18 protein-coding genes and 1 tRNA gene are annotated in these 17,902 nt (G+C 54.7%); 6 read left to right on the top strand and 13 right to left on the bottom strand.

Going from position 1 to position 17,902, the window contains the following annotated elements:
• Positions 1 to 20: 20 nt before the first annotated feature.
• On the bottom strand, positions 21 to 1,472 hold the full coding sequence (locus DK872_RS09315; RefSeq protein ID WP_236946399.1) for an EmmdR/YeeO family multidrug/toxin efflux MATE transporter: 1,452 nt from the start codon (positions 1,470 to 1,472) through the stop codon (positions 21 to 23).
• A 90-nt stretch (positions 1,473 to 1,562) separates the two neighbouring features.
• Positions 1,563 to 1,655: a DUF5951 family protein gene (locus DK872_RS27970; protein ID WP_222104920.1), complete on the bottom strand. Its 93-nt coding sequence runs from the start codon at positions 1,653 to 1,655 to the stop codon at positions 1,563 to 1,565.
• Between the two features lie 5 nt (positions 1,656 to 1,660).
• On the opposite strand from DK872_RS27970, the gene DK872_RS09310 reads away from it, so the two are divergent.
• Both DK872_RS09310 and DK872_RS09305 read left to right on the top strand, forming a co-directional pair.
• Positions 1,661 to 1,736: transfer RNA gene (locus tag DK872_RS09310), tRNA-Asn, on the top strand.
• 149 nt (positions 1,737 to 1,885) lie between these two features.
• Positions 1,886 to 2,218, top strand: coding sequence for a gamma-glutamylcyclotransferase (locus DK872_RS09305; protein WP_035888660.1), 333 nt, complete (start codon positions 1,886 to 1,888; stop codon positions 2,216 to 2,218).
• Positions 2,219 to 2,436: 218 nt separating this feature from the next.
• Here DK872_RS09305 and DK872_RS09300 read toward each other — a convergent pair whose 3' ends face one another.
• Positions 2,437 to 3,216 carry an alpha/beta fold hydrolase gene (locus DK872_RS09300; protein WP_007371359.1) on the bottom strand — a complete coding sequence of 260 codons (780 nt, stop codon included), beginning with the start codon at positions 3,214 to 3,216 and terminating at the stop codon, positions 2,437 to 2,439.
• 109 nt (positions 3,217 to 3,325) lie between these two features.
• Here DK872_RS09300 and DK872_RS09295 point away from each other — a divergent pair, with 109 nt between their 5' ends.
• Together DK872_RS09295 and DK872_RS09290 are read left to right on the top strand one after the other, a co-directional pair.
• Complete coding sequence (locus DK872_RS09295; protein WP_161518272.1) at positions 3,326 to 4,234, top strand: LysR family transcriptional regulator; 909 nt, start codon at positions 3,326 to 3,328, stop codon at positions 4,232 to 4,234.
• An 86-nt stretch (positions 4,235 to 4,320) separates the two neighbouring features.
• The gene (locus tag DK872_RS09290) at positions 4,321 to 5,439 is read left to right on the top strand and encodes a lysozyme inhibitor LprI family protein (protein ID WP_051644040.1); all 1,119 of its coding nucleotides are present in this window, start codon (positions 4,321 to 4,323) and stop codon (positions 5,437 to 5,439) included.
• Positions 5,440 to 5,517: 78 nt separating this feature from the next.
• Here DK872_RS09290 and DK872_RS09285 read toward each other — a convergent pair whose 3' ends face one another.
• The 8 genes from DK872_RS09285 to DK872_RS09250 all read right to left on the bottom strand — a co-directional run bounded on the left by DK872_RS09285 (position 5,518) and on the right by DK872_RS09250 (position 14,429).
• Positions 5,518 to 6,126 (bottom strand): ANTAR domain-containing response regulator, encoded by a 609-nt coding sequence (locus tag DK872_RS09285; protein ID WP_035888666.1) that lies wholly within the window; start codon positions 6,124 to 6,126, stop codon positions 5,518 to 5,520.
• A complete protein-coding gene (locus DK872_RS09280; protein WP_007371355.1) occupies positions 6,123 to 7,280 on the bottom strand; it encodes a transporter substrate-binding domain-containing protein in 1,158 nt (385 codons plus the stop codon). The genes DK872_RS09285 and DK872_RS09280 overlap by 4 nt, the downstream gene beginning before the upstream one ends.
• A gap of 43 nt (positions 7,281 to 7,323) precedes the next feature.
• Positions 7,324 to 9,030 (bottom strand): nitrilase-related carbon-nitrogen hydrolase, encoded by a 1,707-nt coding sequence (locus DK872_RS09275; RefSeq protein WP_035888668.1) that lies wholly within the window; start codon positions 9,028 to 9,030, stop codon positions 7,324 to 7,326.
• On the bottom strand, positions 9,030 to 10,523 hold the full coding sequence (locus tag DK872_RS09270; protein ID WP_007371353.1) for a cytosine permease: 1,494 nt from the start codon (positions 10,521 to 10,523) through the stop codon (positions 9,030 to 9,032). Before DK872_RS09270 ends, DK872_RS09275 begins: the two co-directional genes overlap by 1 nt.
• A gap of 335 nt (positions 10,524 to 10,858) precedes the next feature.
• Entirely contained in the window at positions 10,859 to 11,257 is a 399-nt protein-coding gene (locus DK872_RS09265; RefSeq protein ID WP_007371351.1) for a helix-turn-helix domain-containing protein, read from the bottom strand.
• A gap of 40 nt (positions 11,258 to 11,297) precedes the next feature.
• Entirely contained in the window at positions 11,298 to 12,161 is an 864-nt protein-coding gene (locus DK872_RS09260) for an HlyD family secretion protein (RefSeq protein WP_161518271.1), read from the bottom strand.
• Positions 12,158 to 12,376 (bottom strand): DUF1656 domain-containing protein, encoded by a 219-nt coding sequence (locus tag DK872_RS09255; protein ID WP_035888674.1) that lies wholly within the window; start codon positions 12,374 to 12,376, stop codon positions 12,158 to 12,160. Before DK872_RS09255 ends, DK872_RS09260 begins: the two co-directional genes overlap by 4 nt.
• Positions 12,366 to 14,429, bottom strand: coding sequence for an FUSC family protein (locus DK872_RS09250; RefSeq protein WP_161518270.1), 2,064 nt, complete (start codon positions 14,427 to 14,429; stop codon positions 12,366 to 12,368). The genes DK872_RS09255 and DK872_RS09250 overlap by 11 nt, the downstream gene beginning before the upstream one ends.
• Before the next feature lie 76 nt (positions 14,430 to 14,505).
• Here DK872_RS09250 and DK872_RS09245 point away from each other — a divergent pair, with 76 nt between their 5' ends.
• Positions 14,506 to 15,300, top strand: coding sequence for a helix-turn-helix transcriptional regulator (locus DK872_RS09245; RefSeq protein WP_161518269.1), 795 nt, complete (start codon positions 14,506 to 14,508; stop codon positions 15,298 to 15,300).
• A 72-nt stretch (positions 15,301 to 15,372) separates the two neighbouring features.
• Here the strand turns inward: DK872_RS09245 and DK872_RS09240 are convergent, their stop codons facing one another.
• The gene (locus DK872_RS09240) at positions 15,373 to 15,675 is read right to left on the bottom strand and encodes a putative quinol monooxygenase (protein ID WP_090396559.1); all 303 of its coding nucleotides are present in this window, start codon (positions 15,673 to 15,675) and stop codon (positions 15,373 to 15,375) included.
• A gap of 58 nt (positions 15,676 to 15,733) precedes the next feature.
• Positions 15,734 to 16,750, bottom strand: a complete 1,017-nt coding sequence (locus DK872_RS09235; RefSeq protein ID WP_072440373.1) for an NADP-dependent oxidoreductase — start codon at positions 16,748 to 16,750, stop codon at positions 15,734 to 15,736.
• A gap of 90 nt (positions 16,751 to 16,840) precedes the next feature.
• Between DK872_RS09235 and DK872_RS09230 the strand changes: the two genes are divergently transcribed.
• The gene (locus DK872_RS09230) at positions 16,841 to 17,743 is read left to right on the top strand and encodes a LysR family transcriptional regulator (RefSeq protein ID WP_161518268.1); all 903 of its coding nucleotides are present in this window, start codon (positions 16,841 to 16,843) and stop codon (positions 17,741 to 17,743) included.
• The last annotated feature ends 159 nt before the right edge of the window (positions 17,744 to 17,902 follow it).

The raw sequence follows: 17,902 nt of genomic DNA, 5'->3' as shown, positions 1-17,902 counted from the left end.
TTTTCGGCGCGTTTGCCGAATTATTCTCCAGGTTGTGCAGAAATGGCGCTTTTCTGCGGCTTTGGATACTTCCACAACCACCTGCCGCTCGCCATGCGCCAGTAGAAGAAAACGCCGCGTACCGCCCAGTCGAGGAACATCCCGAGCCAGACGCCAATCACGCCCATACCGAGCATGACCCCCAGCGTATACCCTGCCACCACCCGGCAACCCCACATTCCAAGCATGGAAACCCACATGGCGAAACGGGCGTCGCGCGCGCCTTTCAGACCCGCAGGCAGCACCCATGATGCCGCCCAAATCGGCATAAACGCCGCATTAAGCCACAGAAGTACCTTAACCACCTCTTTTACGTCCTCTTCCTGGGTATAAAAGGAAGCAAACAGCCCGGCAAAAGGCGCAGTACCCCAGGCAATTGCTGTCAGCAACAGCGTCGAAAGCCAGAAGACATGGCGTATCTGGCGTTCTGCCTGGCCGATCTGACCTTTACCGAGGCGCTTACCGGTAATAATGGTAGACGCAGAGCCCAGCGCGTTCCCCGGCAGGTTAATCAGTGCAGCCACGGAGAAGGCAATAAAATTACCGGCGATGACGTTGGTACCCATACCCGCGACAAACATTTGCGTTAACAGCTTGCCGCCGTTAAACAGCACCGACTCGATACTGGCCGGAATGCCGATCCCCATCACTTCCCAGATAATAGAGAAGTTGAGTTTTTCGAAGTAGCTTTTCAGCGAGATCCGCAGCGCCGGATTAAAACCAATCATCAGCACCCAGATAATCGCCACCGCGCCAATATAGCGGGAAATAGTCAACCCCAGCCCTGCACCGGCAAAACCCATGCCTTTCCAGCCCCAAAGGCCATAAATCAGGATGCTGCTGATAATGATGTTGAGGATATTCATCCCGCCATTAATCAACAGCGGGATTTTGGTATTGCCCGCGCCGCGCAGCGCGCCGCTGCCAATCAGGGCAATGGCCGCCGCCGGGTAGCTGATGACGGTGAGTTCAAGGTAGGTCAGCGCCAGCGCTTTAACTTCCGCCGTCGCCGCACCGGCGATAAAGTCGATGATTTGCGTGCCAAAGTAGTGGATCACCGCCGCCAGTACAATGGCAAACAACGTCATGATCACCAGCGACTGCCGCGTTGCCGCCCTCGCCCGCTCACCATCCAGTTTGCCGAGGCTGAAGGCCACGACCACCGTCGTCCCTAAATCAATGGCGGCAAAAAAAGACATCACCACCATATTGAAGCTGTCCGCCAGGCCGACGCCCGCCATCGCTTCTTTACCCAGCCAGCTCACCAGAAACGTGCTGAGCACCCCCATCATCAAAACACAGGTGTTTTCCAGGAAGATCGGTACGGCAAGGGGGGTAATTTCTCGCCAGAATAATACACGGTAACTTTTACGTTTTCTGTACCAGGGCGTACGCATGACGGCCTGGCGTAAGGGAGTGACGAGGTTCAAAATGGTCCTTAGCCGCGAAAGGTGAAATCACATTTCAAATGATGAGGGAGAAACCCTGATCCTGCAAAGTATTTACACCGAAATCGGTGTTTATTAGATCAAATTGTCGATGGATTCAGCAGTCAGGTTGCCATCGCTAAAATGAGGTTTGACAAAAGATTTTTCGCCGCTAAGATAAGCCTCCACACGATTCCTCTGTAGTTCAGTCGGTAGAACGGCGGACTGTTAATCCGTATGTCACTGGTTCGAGTCCAGTCAGAGGAGCCATATTTAAGAAGCCTGCTTTCGAGCAGGCTTTTTGCTTTTTGGCGTTTACCGCGCACCGCGCGTGCAGACAGTTGCGAACCTCATCACAAAACCGTATTTTGAATACTCTTCGCCCGCTGGGTATTTATCGCGTTGATTGTTGAGGGAAAATGGAATCGTTATTTGTCTACGGCACGCTGCGTCCCGGCTGTTCTAATGCGCATATCCTGGAGAACATCGGCGGTGAATGGCTGCCGGGCTACGTCACCGGTACGTTTTACGCGCGTGGCTGGGGAGCCGCTGCCGATTTTCCAGGCATCGTACTGGATGAAAACGGCGCACAGGTGCACGGTTACCTGTTTCTGTCCGACAACCTTGCTGCGCACTGGCCGATGCTGGATGAATTTGAAGAGGGATACGACCGCGTTTTAGTCGAGGTCACTACCGCTGAGGGCAAACGCGTCAGCGCTTGGATTTACCAGCTACAGCCACGAGCCGAATAGCCTGGTACTCGCACAGAGCCGTATCAGCGGCTCTGAACTATCCGGCGGGCTGAAAGACATCTCCCATTTTTACACCGCTATGCAGGAATGGGCAGCCGGATTTGACGCGCCGCCAGAGTACCGTCAAATATACGCAACTCTACGGCGCGTTTGCGGGCAAAGAGATAACCGAAAACGCCGCTCAGGGGAAAGATATCTCGCCTGCCTGCGTTAAGGCTTCAGAGTGCATGCGTTATAAAATGCGCGATCCTCTCTGTAAGCGCTTGCGGCGCTTCGAGCGGCAGCAGATGCCCGGCGTCAGGGATGATATGCAACGTCGCCTGCGGGATGCGCGGCAAAAGCTCGGCTTCCAGCACCGGGCGGCGTTCCACCTTATCCCGCTCGCCCAAAATAACCATCGCGGGCACCTTAATTGCAGCGACATCTGCCGTAATATCTTCCGCCATCATCACGTCCGGCCAGGCTTTTTTCGCCTGCGGGCTGCCTTTCAGGCTGTCTTCAATCACCTGCTCCCGCTGTGCGGCGCTCAGTTCTTTCGCTGTCAGCACATTATCAATCACGTATCCGACCGATTCACGGGACGAATAAGCGCTGGTTAAAAGCGTGCGTTCTTGCGGTGAAAGGCGCATCGGCGAAGGGGGAGACGGCGCGACCAGGATCATCCCTGCAAGACCAGTCGGTTGGTGCGAGGCGATAAGCTGCGCAACCTTTCCCCCCATCGAATGCCCCACCAGAATATAGCGTTGCAGGTTAAGCGCATCGATGACCGCCTGCGCATCCGCCGCCAGTGTCGCCAGCTCATAGCCGCTTTCCGGTTTTGCCGATTCGCCCCAGCCGCGATGGTCGATGGCCATCGTCCGGTAGCGATCCGACAGTGCCCCGGCAACCGCATCCCAGGTTCGCGACGAACCGCCGTAATAGTGCAAAAAGACCAGCGCCAGCTCCCCGTTCCCTTGCTGCGTGACCTGAATGTGTGTGCCATTAACGTCAAGTTTCATTGCATAGCTCCTCTGTTTAACGAGTCAGCAGCGTAAACTCCATCACAGTATTTGATAATTCCCTGTAAAGTAGCGAGAGTCGATAATCTGAGTATTGAATGGTAAAGAAATGGATCGGTTAACCAGCCTTGCTGTTTTTGTTGCTGCCGTTGAAGAAGGCAGTTTTGCTGCCGCTGCGAGACGTTTTGGCGTGTCTCCGGCTATGGCGGGCAAACACGTCAGCGCGCTCGAAGCCGAAGTGAATGCCCGGCTTCTGCAACGTTCAACACGGCGATTAAGTTTGACCGATGCCGGTCAAATCTATTACGAGCGCGGCAAACAGATCCTCGAAGCGTTTGAGGAGGCAAACCGCGAAGCGGGCGATACCCAGGCCACCGCACGTGGCACCTTGCGCGTTACCGTCCCGGTCACTTTCGGTGAGCTTCATGTCGCAAGCGTAGTGGCTCGCTATCTGGAAGATCACCCTGAGGTGAATGTGGAGGTGCTGCTGGAAGATCGTTATGTCGATCTGCTGGATGCGCGGGTGGATGTTGCCATCCGCATTGGCAGACTGAAATCGACACAGCTTGTCACGCGGCAACTGGCGCCCTGTCGCATGGTTATCTGCGCTTCGCCTGGCTGGCTTTTGCGACACGGCACTCCGCAAACGCCGGAGGATTTGCGTAATGCTGCGCGGCTGGCTTTTAGTGAAGCCGTCTCAGAAGGAAACTGGACGCTGTTTGATAAGCAAAAACACGCGCACGTGATTGATGGGCCATGCAGGCTGACGGCAAATAATCTGCAGTTACTGGTGGCGTCTGCGCTGGCCGGAACGGGGATTGTCTATGGGCCAACCTTTATGTTTGGCGATTATATCCGCCGCAAGGCCTTGATCCCGTTGCTGCCGGATTACACTGCCAGTGATTTAGTTATTCAGGCGGTTTATCCGAGCGCGCTGCGCATTCCAGTGAAAGTCCGCCATTTTGTCGATTACCTGGCGCAGGCTTTTGGCGACAATCCCCCCTGGGATCGCGCCTGATCCCCCTATTAACAGCAGGTATATTTCCCCTAAAGCTTTTGTCTTTCAGCCCGATAGAGATATTCAAACTTAACAAGGGCGAGATTATGAAGAAAACCATTCTGGCGGGCCTACTGTGCTGCATTTCGCAAATGGGCCACAGTGCTTCGTTTAATTGTGAGAAAGCCGCAGGTTTTGTCGAACTTACCATTTGCTCCACGCCCGCGCTCTCCGGGATGGACAGCCAGCTTAACGCGCTCTATAACCAGCTACTTCAGCAACAGCCGGAAAATAAAGCCCTGCTGCGCAAATCACAGTTGTCATGGCTGAAAGATATTCGCAATAAGGCGACGACCATTGAGTCTCTGCAAACTGCGTATCAGTCGCGCATTCAGGATCTGCAAACGCTGCTGGGTAACAAAACTGAACCCGTTCAGGCGAAACCCGATCCTGCGCCAGTTACCCCGCAGCCCGCACCGGTTGCCGCCAAATCAGAACTTGAATTGAAAGCTGAAGCGGGCGATATCGCTGCACAGGCCGAGTGGGGAATCGCGCTCAGCAAAGGCACGGCGCAGCAAAAAAGCGAAGCCATTCACTGGCTGGAATCCGCAGCGGCGCAAAAAAATCCGGCGGCCATGCAGCGGTTGGGTTTTCTCTATACCTACGGGAAAAGCGTTGCCCGGGATGTTGATAAAGGCGTGGCGTTAACCCGCGCAGCAGCCGAAGCCAATGATGCGAATGCGCAAATTGATTTGGGTTACAACTATGCCAACGGGATTGGCGTCGAAAAGGATTATCAGCAAGCGCTGGCGTGGTATGAAAAGGCAAAAGCCAATGGCAGCCCTTTAGCGGAGAGAAATATCGCGGCGATAAAATCCAATATGGAAGAAGAGGCCAAATACCGCAATGGCTATACCGCAATCGTGACGTGCGGCCCGGTTACCTCGCCGGGATACGTTGATAACTGCTTTAACGACAGCGACCTGAAAATCACCAAAGACAATATCACCACGCTTTATAACATGAGCAGCGGAAACTACCCCAGCGCTGCCGGCGAGGCATTTTCTGACGGATTACATATCAAACTGCCGGAAAACTTTAGCGTCTATGCGCAAAACAGCATGGATAACGATGTGTTAATGGTGAAGATTGTCAAAAATGACAGCGGTAAAGTGGTGTTTCAGGATCAAGCGTCAAAATACGGCGTGATTAACGTCAGAAATTAAGCGGAATGGTGAAAACCCGACACTCCGGCCTCTTCTTGAGGCCGTTTTTTTGCACAGCATCCTGCAAAACAGAGCACACTATTCCGCCAGCAGTGATTTCAACCGGTTGAGCCAGAATTCCGTGTCGTTCAGCAACTCACAGCTGAGGTTTTCAATGGTCATGTGTTGCGCCATCGAGGCACGGCGCAGCAAGCTGTAAGCATCGTCTTCCTCCAGCCGTAGCGCGTGCATAACCCGCAGTTGCGCGGAAAACAAAAACTTACGCGCTCGCAGCCGCTCCTCCTGCCGCCTGAGTTGCGCTTCGAGCTGGTTGATGTGCGCGGCATGATTAAGCGCCAGCGTAAAGGCGGTCATCACACCATCAAAACGTACCGGTTTACGCATATAGCTGTCGATCTTCTGCTCGGCAATCCACTGTAAACGCGATGGCGTTTCAATGGCGGTAAGCGCAATCTTTGGCAGCGCGGGCCAGGGGAGCAGGTTCGTGGGATGAAACAGGGTGGAGTTATCGCCGTCGAACACCAGCAGCTGTTGGTCAGCCAGTTGGCTCTCATCAGGAAACGCCGCACAGAACAGGCCCTCTATCCCTATGCGGCTAAACTGTTGCGCCAGATGGTGGTTATCACGATCGGAACAGCCGATCACACACACTTTTAATCCGCGCATCTGCACGTTTTTTCGGCTCATGCGCTGCCTCCGCGATGCGTGAGGCTCGCGAGATCCACCCAGGCCAGCCAGGGATCGGGTTTCACCGCGGCATCAGCCTGCCAGAAACTCTCCAGCCTGCCGTTGTGACAGCGCGCCAGATGCGGGGTCAACCAGCAGTGATTATTGTCGGCGTCGAGGCGAATTCGCCCGGCTGGCGAATCCATTTCATCCTGCAATACCGCATTGCGCACGCCTTCAACGTCGGCATTGCCGTGGCGCGCAATGGCTCTTGCCAGTAAATGTCCGGCCAGCCAGGCACTTTCACTGTCCACTGACGGCGAAACATGCTCACCAAAGCGCTGGCGGTAGCTGCTCAGAAAACGCCGGTTGGCGGCGCTGTCAATCGACTGAAACCAGCTTGCAGAGACCAGATACCCCTCTAATGCCTCTGCGCCTATTAACTGCACTTCCGGCTCACACAGCGTCAGGCTCAGCTTCAGCACCTCGTTTAACCACGGGTGCTGCTGACAGGCCTGGTGCCAGGCGCGGTAAAAACTGTAGGCGCTTTTGCCGACCATGGTATTCAGGAGCACTTTCGGGCGGCAGGCGATAATATCAGCGATTAACGCATCCACATTTTCGTCGCCCAGCGGCAGTAATTTACTCTGCACCACGCAGCCGCCCGCAGGGATCACGGCCTCACGGGTGATGCGATCCATCTCCCAGGACCAGACATAGTTAGAGCCGATGTGATAGATCTCCGCCGCCTGCTGCTGTAACAGCCAGCTCAGCATCGGCAAGATATGCTGATTGGGCGTGGCGCCAAGATAAATCACGCTGTTGCTGCTCTCAAACCCTTCATAGCGCGCGGAGTGCCACAGCAGCGCATTTGCACCTTCGATCAACGGCAGAATGGTTTTACGCGCCGCGGACGTGTAGCAGCCGATCACATGACGCACGCCGTGGCGATAGAGCAAGTCGTGGCAATAGTCGTAGTAGAGATCCAGCGAACCCTGCGGATCGCGGATTATGGGAGCAAGGGTAAATTCATGGGCGGGATTGGCATTTATCTCCTCAATCGCCAGCAGAATGCCGTTGAGCATCTCGCGCCCGATAACCGCATAATCGCCTGAAACAGAATAGAGAATACCGACCGGAATAACGCGTTTAGGCAGCGGCTGAGTGGCAGACATAATGGCTCCTGAATCAACGCGGCCCGCAGGCCGCGTCTGTGGTTCATCGCGGTGGTTGAGCAACCAGCGCAGTGTAGTAATGCGGCTGACGCATCAGCACCAGGTCTTTACGTCTTACCACATGATCGGGGTAGGTGGTACCGGCTGAACCCGTGGAGATATCCAGCACTGCCAGCCCTTTCGCGCCTGTGGCTTTCGCTTCTTTACGCGGAAAGGCAAACGTATCCGGGCCGAATACTCCGCTCAGGCCAATGCTTTCTCCTTCAGCGGCTGGCCAGTTGGCAAAAGCCAGCCAGACATTATTCTCACCCGCGCGAACGCGCGGCAGCAGCCAGTGGTAAGGATCGGCACCGCGCGGAATCGGCCAGACATGGGGGATCGCCGTGCCCACGTGCGCCATCGGCGCAGGTGTATGAAGCTGCGCCGGGCACGCAATGATGTCGCAGCCTTCCAGCGCCAGAATCCGTGCGGCTTCCGGCACCAGCAGATCTTCTCCCAGCAAAATACCAACCCGCCCGCAGGGCAGATCGCAGGTCACCCACTGATTACCTGCGCAGGCCCATTGCCGATCCTGTTCGCTTACATGAATCTGCCGATAATGCGCACTCAACCCGCCACTGCTCACCAGCACCGCGCTGTTATAGCACTGCTCCCCTTCCCGCTCGGCGAACCCCGCAAGCAGCGCGATATCCAGTTCCATCGCCAGCGCGATCAGCGCCTGTACTGGCGCATCATCCAGCGTCAGCGCGTAGCGGCTACCGTCACCGCCAGTCAGCGCGCGTTCCGGCAATACCAGCAGTTCTGCGCCGCCCGATTTCGCCTGTTCGGCCCAGTGGCGAATCTGCGACAGATTGGCATCAACATCGTTTTGCGGACGAAACTGCGCCACCGCAATACGTGAATCTTTGCCGTCGGGCAGTGGATTACGCCCATATAAGCCAAAAAAGTCCTTTGGATTCCACTGGAAAGTGTTGGTCATCAAACGCTGATACAGCTCAGGCCGACGCTTATTCAGTTGTGGATTCTCCTCAGGCAGGGGTAATTCAGCGCTGAGTACCCGATCGCCGCTGTCACAACTGGCCAGCAGATTCCCGTGGCTATCCACAATGCAGCTGCCGCCGCTGAACTGCACGCCCCGCTCCCAGCCCCAGCGATTACTTTCGATCAGCGCGCAGCCGTTCTCCCAACCGCGCGTAAGCCAGTAAGGCGCAGGTGTGCGTTCAGCCAGCCAGTTGCTGATGTGGCAGATAATTTGCGCGCCGCCCAGCGCAACCAGCCGGGCGGTTTCAATAAAGTGAATATCCATACAGATCAACAGCGCGATATTGCCGATCTCCGTGTGAAAGACCTGATGTCCGCCATCGCCGTTAGCCGCCCATTTCGGTTCCGAGATATAAGGGTGCGTTTTACGGTGGACGCCAATCACCCCCTGCGGCCCGACCAGAACGGCGCTGTTATAGTAAAGGTCGGTCACCGGATCCCGCTCCGGCATGCCAAAGACCAAAAAGCAGTTAAACTCGCGCGCAACGGCAGCAAATGCCTGGCTGGTGGCTCCGTCCGCCGTTTCTACATAAGGGGCGACTTCCGCGCGATCCAGCCAACAATAGCCGGTGGTCGCCATTTCCGGCATAACGATTAAGCGCGCGCCATCACGCGCGGCCTGAGTTGCTAATGCCAGCAGACGCGTGACGTTCTCCTCTTTTCTGAACTGCGTTGGTTCAAACTGGATGGTTGCAACGTTGATGCGCATTATTCTGCCTCCTTGCTCAGTAACGGATTAAATACCGGTTTCGGCCCCTGATAAGCATCAGAAGGTTTCCAGTTGGTTTGCATGTCCTCAGGGAAGGTTTTGAAGTAATAGCTGCCGCGAGTGGCAACGCTGATAGCAACGTGCAGCACCGGGCCAACCAGCATGGCGATAAACGAGGCATACACCATCGGATACAGGCCCAGCACGCCAGCCGCGCCTATGGCAACCGCAACGCACAGCGCAATCACGCCGGACGGGTTCCACATACGCAGATACTCTTTGCGGAACTCCACAAAATCGGATGGCGCAAGGTGCAGCACTTTGCGGCAGATAAAGTAATCCGCAAGGATAATAAACACCCAGGTGTTGGTGAGAATGCCAGTAATGGAGAGGAAAGTGCCGGTATATTGCAAGATATTGCAGATGTAGAACACTACGCCAAGCAACCAGACCAGCAACATCCACCACTGACGTCCCGGACGATAGTTAAACGCCATATCCATAGTATTCGACAGTGCAATCGAACCCGAGTAGAGATTGAGCACGTTAATGCGGATCTGGGTAATCACCGCAAATAACACGCCGGTCAGACCAATAATCAGCGGGAAGACAAAGCCCGGATCGAGCGCCAGCGACCAGACATCTTCGCCCTGAATATGCGGCATCAGGGTGTAGGCCATAAACGCGCCAAACAGCATGACCACCACAATCGGGATCAGCATCCCCAGCATGATGGTGGCAGTGCCTTTATGGCTGATACCCGGACGGGCAAAACGACCGTAATCAGTAGCCATCAATCCCTGAAAGACAATTTGCCCGTTGGCCATATTCATCACCAGCCACAGCGCGTTACTGTCGATCTCCCCTTTTGGCTGCCAGCCGCTGAAGCTGACCGCCGGATAGTGGTGGGTTAATTGCCAGATACAAAAGCCAAACAGCACAATGAAAATGGGAACGCCCCAGGTTTGCAGAAACTGCATGGATGACATGCCTTTCCAGACAAACCAGATGGCGGCCAGCCCCATCAGCGCAAAGATGGCGATGCCGGTAAACGAGTTGACCGGCACGCCCGCATAGTTGGCGATAGCGTGAGACACGATGGTGCCTTCGAACAGGAAATAGAAGATGAAATTCACGGCGTAAATCAGCGATGTGAAGGCCGACCCCATATAGCCGAATCCCAGCCCGCGCGTCATCAGATTGAGTGAAAGTCCCTCTTTACTCGCCATCTTCATAATGCAGGAGCCAATTAAGGTGGCGAACACCACCATATAACCAATCGGCAGCAGCAACATGGGCCAGCCGACCTGATAGCTCATGTCCGCGCCAAGGCTGAACCAGAACATGGCGGTAGAGTTGCCGAGCAGTACCAGAATAATGGCCGGAATAGGCCAGCGATAGTGCGACGGCACGCGGCCGACTGCGTAATCCTCAACGGCTTCTGCTTCAGTGATATCTTGTGGACCCTGAAACCATGCTTTTAACTTGCTCATAGATTTACTCCAAAAAAAAGCCCCGCCGACAGCATTGCCGGCAGGGCTTCTTCGCCTGAAATCGATGTACTGGAGTGGCTAATCGCCACAAGCCGCTTGCCAGGCTACGGTGCCTGTTCCTGCCATGCAGGATGCGGTATCGTTAAGAAAGCAATTGATGTTCCAGCTTTTAAAAACCGCAGAAGGTGCAGGTAAACGGGCAGAATAGCGAGGCGAACACGCATTGTGTCAGTGCAGCGCGCACCATTCTGGTACAAAGGCGCGTTATTCCGGCAAGGCGTCCCGCTTTTTAAATAGATGTCCCCTAATCGCCAGCCGGAACGGCAACAGACGACTCACCTCGACGATGACGCGGGTGATGATTTCCGTGGTTTTACGTCGGTATGAAAATCATCGAAATGCTGACGGAAAAATGTCTTTCGGTATTTATGCGGCGGCAGTTGATATTTTTTGTGAAATGCCCGGGTTAATGATTGCTGAGAATCAAAGCCGTATTTCATGGCCAGACTGATTAATGATTCATTGGATGTAATCAGTTGTTCGGCAATTAAACTTAGCTTTCGATCGCGGATAAACTGGCCCAGATTCTGGCCCGTTTCCGCAAAAAACAGTCGCTGTAAGTGCCATTTTGAATAGCCGGACTTGGCTGCGACATCATCAATTTTCATTGGCGACTGAATATTGCGATTGATCCACGCAATTAAGTTGATGATAAGTTCTTTTCTGTGATTCATAGCGTTAAACCCAACGTGTGCACAATAGTGACCAGAAACGTTATGGCGTAATCAACACGCTCGCGGACAAACCAGCCACCAGATCAATTCCCGCCGGTAAGGTGTCGATATGAATGCGCACCGGAATACGCTGCGCGAGCCGCACCCAGCTAAATGTCGGTTCCACGTCCGGCAGACCAAGCCCGCCCGTCTCGTCATTACTGTCACCGATCCCGTGCCCGATACTTTCAACATGGCCGGTAATGGCAGGCTCAAACCCCATCAACGCTATCTGCGCACTGTTTCCCACACGAATATGGCGCAGTTTGGTCTCCTCGAAATAACCCACAACCCAGAAACTGTTCGCATCGACGATGGCCACTTTTGTTTCGCCAGCGGCAGCGTAGTCGCCAGCGCGAAGCCGCAGATGCGTAACATAGCCCGCAACCGGCGAGCGCACGGTGGCATGGGATAAATTAAGCTGAGCCAGTTCCAGCGCGGCCAGCGCGCCATGGTAGTTCGCCACCGCGACGCTCGCCGCACTGTCGGTTTGCTGCAAATCCTCGCTGGCGATCACGCCCTTGAGGCGGGAACGCCTTGTCGCCGCATCCTGGCGCATTAACATCTCATGGCGTTTAGCCTCGACGTCAGCCTGCGCGCTGGCCACCGCCAGCTTTAACCAGCGCGGATCGATCGTGTAGAGCACATCGCCACGATTAACCCACTGATTATCTTTGACTTGCACACTGCTCACCGGCCCAGAAACCTCCGGCGCAATCTGCACCACATCCGCACGCACCCGGCCATCGCGGGTCCAGGGTATCTGCGCATAATGTTTCCACATCATAAAAGCCAGAAGTGTTGCCACCGCCACTGCGCTTAATGTCAGCGCATAGCGTCCAAACAGAGAGAGAAACGATTTCATGCGAATAACCACCCCAGCGCATTCAACCCCTGGATAAGCAGGGAAAAGGTAACGATATAGATTGAGAAACCCATCAGCGGGCGATAAGGCAAACGCCGGTAAAGCCTGCTGAAAGAGAAAAGCGGCACACACAGCAAAGTAAAGACCAGGGCCAGAACCGCGACGATCAACAGGCCGGGGAAAAAGACACCGCCAATATTCATGTCATTGATCATCGGCTTGCTCCCCGTTCTGCTCCTGCAATGCACAGTACAAATCAACCAGCCTGCCAACGAATTGCTGAGATTGTTGCTGCCCGGCAGGCAAACAGCGGCCAATCATTGCGACAATACGCTCGCGCAAAATAGCGGCATCTGTCGCGTTGCCAGGCAGGTAAAACAGCTCATTGAGCGCTTTACCCGTATCGCCTCCCGCTGGCGAATAACCACGCCGCAAATGCATCACGCCGAGGCCAATCCGCAGATAGTGCAGCATCTGGTTAAGCGTCTGCGCGGGCGATTGCCTGCTACGCTGCAAGCGCGGAAGTAACAAGGCAGTCCTGTCGATCATTAAATTGGTCCAGTGTGTCTCGTCGGATTTAAACGCCCCTTTCACGCTGCGTCGTATATCGCGACGGCAACGCTTCAGCAGACGGTTTATCGCCGCATCTGCCTGCACGGTTTGCAGCAAGCTCATACCGATCACGGCAAAACCGGTCGCGGCAAATAAGGCGATGGCGGTGTTAACAGCCACGGCGAAGTCTCCGCTGTAGCGGGGACCCAACTCGCACAAAACAGGCAGTGTGAGGGTGATCCCCATGGCCATAAACGTGGTGGGCGGCCGTGCCTGGAGCGATCCGGCCAGCAGATAGGCTGGTGCAAACACCGCGACCAGCACACTGAATTCAGTGACGTGTGGAAGAAGGGCAAAGCTGTAGATCAGGCTTATCAATACGCCCCAGAAGGAGCCAATAATGTATTTCACAATATGCGGAGCCGGCGCGTCGAAACTGCCAAACAACGTGCAGCAGACGCCAAGGATAGACACTGCCGTGCCGCCATCAGGCCAGGCCGAGAAAATCCATACCAGGCAGCCGCTCATGATTATCACAAACGCCCCCAGCGCAGTGCGTGCAGCGGCAAGATGATCGCGATGAAAAACATAACCTTTCACCGGCTGGTCTTGCGCCAGCCCTGGCGCGGGTTTCGCGTGATGGATGGCCCCGGCAAGACGCTCGCATTGCTGTATGAGGAGGATCGCTTCTGTCAGATGACGGGCAAAGCTCGCTTGCACGGCATCCTGCAATGTCAGAGCGAGCTGATCCTGCTGCGCCGTTAACTGCTCGCTGCGTATTCTTAGCGCTTCTGCCGTAATTTTTCGTTCCCGCTCATCCTGACAGGCAAGCCAGTGCTGAACATCGCCCAGCAGTTTGTGCAGATCCTCCGGCATCGCCTCAATCATCTGCAGGCGATCGCGTAATTCGCAGATCACGATTAACAATCGGGCCAGCTTGTCATGCAGGGCATTTCTGGCGTGCCGGATCGGTACGGAGAGGGCAAAGTCATAGGGAATGTGGTGGCTGACGCCCTGAAGATACTGCAACGCCAGCGCCAAATGCAGGCTATTTGCAGCCTTATCGGATTTGCCTGCTAACGCGTCGGCAAGGGTCTGTCGCGCCGAGCGCAGCGTTTCCGATAATTTGCTGTTGAACAGCCCGGATATCCGTTTTGGCAGCACATAGCGGTGAAGAAGCGCCGCGCAGAGGATGCCAATCATGATCTCCTGCACCCGAACGATGGCGGTGTCAAAAATCGCGCCGGGTTGCATTACCGCAGGAAAACCAATCAGGCTCGCGGTGTAACCGGCTAAAACAAAAGCGTAAGCGCGGGGTGTGCGTTCAAGCAGCGATAAGTAAAGGCAGAAGGTGATCCAGCCGGTAAGCACCACGCTGCACACGATCGGCATATTCACAAACGTGGGCACAATCAACACGGTCGCTGCGGCACCGATGACTGTTCCGGCCAGGCGATAAAGCGATCGGCTGAGTGAAGCGCCAACCGAGGTCTGCGAAACAATATAAACGGTAATGATTGCCCAGGAAGGCCTTTCAAGACCGATCGATAAGGCGATGTAATAAGCGAGCATGGCTGCTGCAAAGCTCTTGATGGCATACAGCAACGCATTGGCGTCATTTTGCAGCGTCAATGAAGCCATTACGACACCTGCACGGTGGAACACGTTGGAGATAGCCCGCCAAAAGCGGCAGTGACAGAAGTTTATTTTGTTCATGCCGGGATTATTACCGACTTGCACACTCGCTTAAATACTCTATTCTGTCAAAAAATCCCTAAATGTTGCCAATGCTATGAAGACCAGTGATGCCACGCAAGTGTTTGATCCTGACGCCACACCGTGCCCGGCCGTTGCGCGTCATCTCGAGTTCGTTGATTACGCCGCCGAAGTGCCCGTGCATACGCACCGCAAGGGGCAACTGATTATTGCGCTGTATGGTGCTGTTATCTGTCGCGCGGAAAATGATATCTGGATCGTGCCGCCGCACTGCGCTGTCTGGATCCCGGGCGGGGTCCCGCACAGTGCCAAAGCGACCTGGAACGCACATCTTAATTATTTGTTCATTGAACCCGGAGCCGTAGCACTCCCGGAGAAGTGTTGCACGCTGGCGATTTCGCAGTTGATTAAAGAATTAGTTGACCGTTTAACCCACGAGGGCGTTGATTACCCGGCAGATAGCCACGTTGCCAAGCTCACCCGGGTGACGCTCGACGAATTAGCCACCATGCCGCAGCAGAAACTGAGCTTGCCTGTCTCTTCGAATCCCAAAATACGTACCATGGCCGATACGCTGGTAAGCCAGCCGGAAGATCGCAGCACATTTAAAGAGTGGGCGAAACGGCTGGCGATAAGCGAACGTTCGCTGGCGCGCTTGATGCTGCGCGAGACGGGGCTGACCTTTGGGCGATGGCGCCAGCAACTCCATTTGATTATTGCGCTACAGGAGTTAGCCAGCGGCGTATCCGTGCAAAACGTGGCGGCTAAATTGGGGTACGAGTCCGTGAATGCGTTCATCACTATGTTCAGGAAAACGATGGGCAGCACGCCTGCCCACTATTTTGCCGAACGGAAACTAAGCTCACGCTAATGCAGATTTCGTGCTCGAAGCTGCCGGTAAAAACGGTGGCTGACGCGCCGATCATAATAAACGCAACCGGTATTACACGTCCAACAGCCCCCTTTCGTTAAAGGCATCATATTTCAAAACCTCCCCCGTCATTCGCCCTTCCCATTTGGTGATAAATGCCCGGGTGTGGGTTGCCGCAAGATGCGCCGTGAGCGCCTCCTGGTCTTGCCAGCGTTCAGATATCAGCACGCTGCCGGTCACAGGGTCATCTACTGCAGCATCATACGAGAGGTTGCCTTCACCTTTTCGCACGCGTTGAGCCAGTAATTTTATATCGGCCATAAAGTGCTGTAAGCACGCAGGCTCAATATGGATATAGCCGGAGACAATGAGCATAACGCTTTCCTTTTTCTGTCTTCCCCCGATCGCCATGCAGAACAAATCGGGGAAGTGATTAAGCGTTTGTCAGCACAATTTTGCCCTGAATACTTCCCTTCGCAGCACGCTGATGAGCAGCCGATGCCATGGCTAACGGCCAGGTACTATCAATGACCACCCGGATCACGCCTTCTTCCAGCAGACGGCCTGCTTCTGATAATTGCGCGCCACTGGAGCGAACTTGTGTTGATGACACCGTAATATCTTTTTTGGCGGCCTCACTCCATGCGGAAAAACCCAGAGGGTTTACCAGAAATAACGCACCGCCTGGCTTTATACAGCGCAGAAAGCGCTCCATATTTGCACCGCCAACCGCATCAAGTACCAGATCAACATTGCTTACTACGCTCTCTGGTGCTGTTTTGGTGTAATCGATAAACTCATCCGCCCCCAGATCGCGTAACAGCGCCTCATTGCGGGAAGAGGCCACAGCAATAACCCGCGCTCCTTTCCAGTGGGCAATCTGCACCGCAAGGTGCCCCACGCCTCCCCCTGCACCATTGACCAGCACGGTCCGGTCTTTTAATGGAACGGCTTTATGAGGAAAAGCCTGGAAAGGATTCGGTGCGTCATGCCCCGTTTCGACAAGAAACTGCCAGGCCGTGAGGAGTGACATTGGCGCTCCCGCCGCCTGAACATGGTCAATTCCCCGTGGTTTTAATGCCACTTCAGATGAAGGAACGCTGATATATTGCGCATAGCCGCCACTGCCTTCCATTAACTTTTGCGGAAAGCGCGCCATTGAATAGACCTCATCACCCGTGCTGAACCCGGTCACATTTTTACCGACCGCAGCAACGACGCCTGATACGTCAGTCCCCAAAATGAGCGGAAATTCGGGCTCCGGCCACCATTCAGGCGGAAGCGCGCGATAACCGTCACGCAGATACCAGTCTGGCGGGTTAAGGCTGGCCGCCTGCACATGCACAAGAACCTCATCGCTGCCCACTAGCGGCCTGGGGGTCTCTTCATACAGCAGGTTTTCCGGCCCGCCAAACGCATGGAGTTGTACTGCTTTCATCATTTCAGTCATCACAATCTCGCTCTAAAAGTGCTCAGGTGTCAGAGCATATGACGAATATCAGGGATTGATAATGAGGCTGAATTTCGCTTTACTTATGCCATGAAGGAACAAATGGCTTTTGAAAGACTCACCGGTCTTATTGCATTCGCTCGTGCTGGCGCGCTGGGCAGCTATACTGCGGCTGCCAGGTCGCTTTCTGTTTCGCCTTCCGCCATCAGTAAGAGTATTCAGCGGCTGGAGAAACACCTTGGCATCACGCTGTTCACCCGAACGACGCGTTCGCTGGTTTTGACTGCCGAAGGCCGCGAACTGCACGAACGGGCGTTGCGGTTGTTACGGGATGCGGAGGAGATCGAACAGGTAGCCAAACGCACGCGCGCAGAACCCGCTGGTACATTGCGCATCGCGGCGTCGTTACCCATTGGTATTCATTTAATTGCCCCTGTTCTTCCACAATTTTGCGCGCTTTACCCCAAAGTGAAGATTGACCTGCGCTTAAGCGACCACATGGTAAACCTTGTTGATGAGCATATTGATATTGCCATTCGAATGGGTGAGCTTGCGGATTCCAGCCTCCTGTCGCGTCACCTCCCGGCCTATCAGATAGGTTGTTATGCCTCGCCTGAATATTTAGCCCGTTGCGCTCCTCCGGAACATCCCAATGGCTTAATCGGGCATCAAACGATTAATCTGCGTTACCAGAATACGGGGCAACTTTTTCGCTGGCCGTTCCGTATCGGAGAGCGGGAAATTGAGATGGTGCCTTCGTCAACGGTCATTGTTGATGCAAGCGAAGCCGTCATTGCCGCAATTGCCGCCGGGGCTGGAATAGGCATGGCCGCGAATTTTATGGTGGCTTCCCTGGTGAGGGATAAAAAGTTAGTGCCCATACTGGCAGATTTTGCGGTAGAGCGAGGCAATATTTCGGCTGTCTGGCATGAAAGCCGTCGTTCCAATCCTGCGGTACGCGCCTTTCTCGATCATATGCTTAAACATGTTTAAATGTCCGGAAGCCGGTTATTGCTGATTATGGCTGGCGCATGTTTTAAGCCCGCAAACAGACCAGGCAGAATAGTCTGGCTCCCGTTCGCTCCGGGAAATACCGAAACGTATTTCTGCACGCCGTAAAAGATGAGCTGGAATACCATACCCGCCGAGCCC

This window comes from Kosakonia sp. MH5 (genome assembly GCF_009935945.1).
Taxonomy (GTDB): domain Bacteria; phylum Pseudomonadota; class Gammaproteobacteria; order Enterobacterales; family Enterobacteriaceae; genus Kosakonia; species Kosakonia radicincitans.
This window is presented reverse-complemented; position numbering and strand designations above follow the sequence as displayed.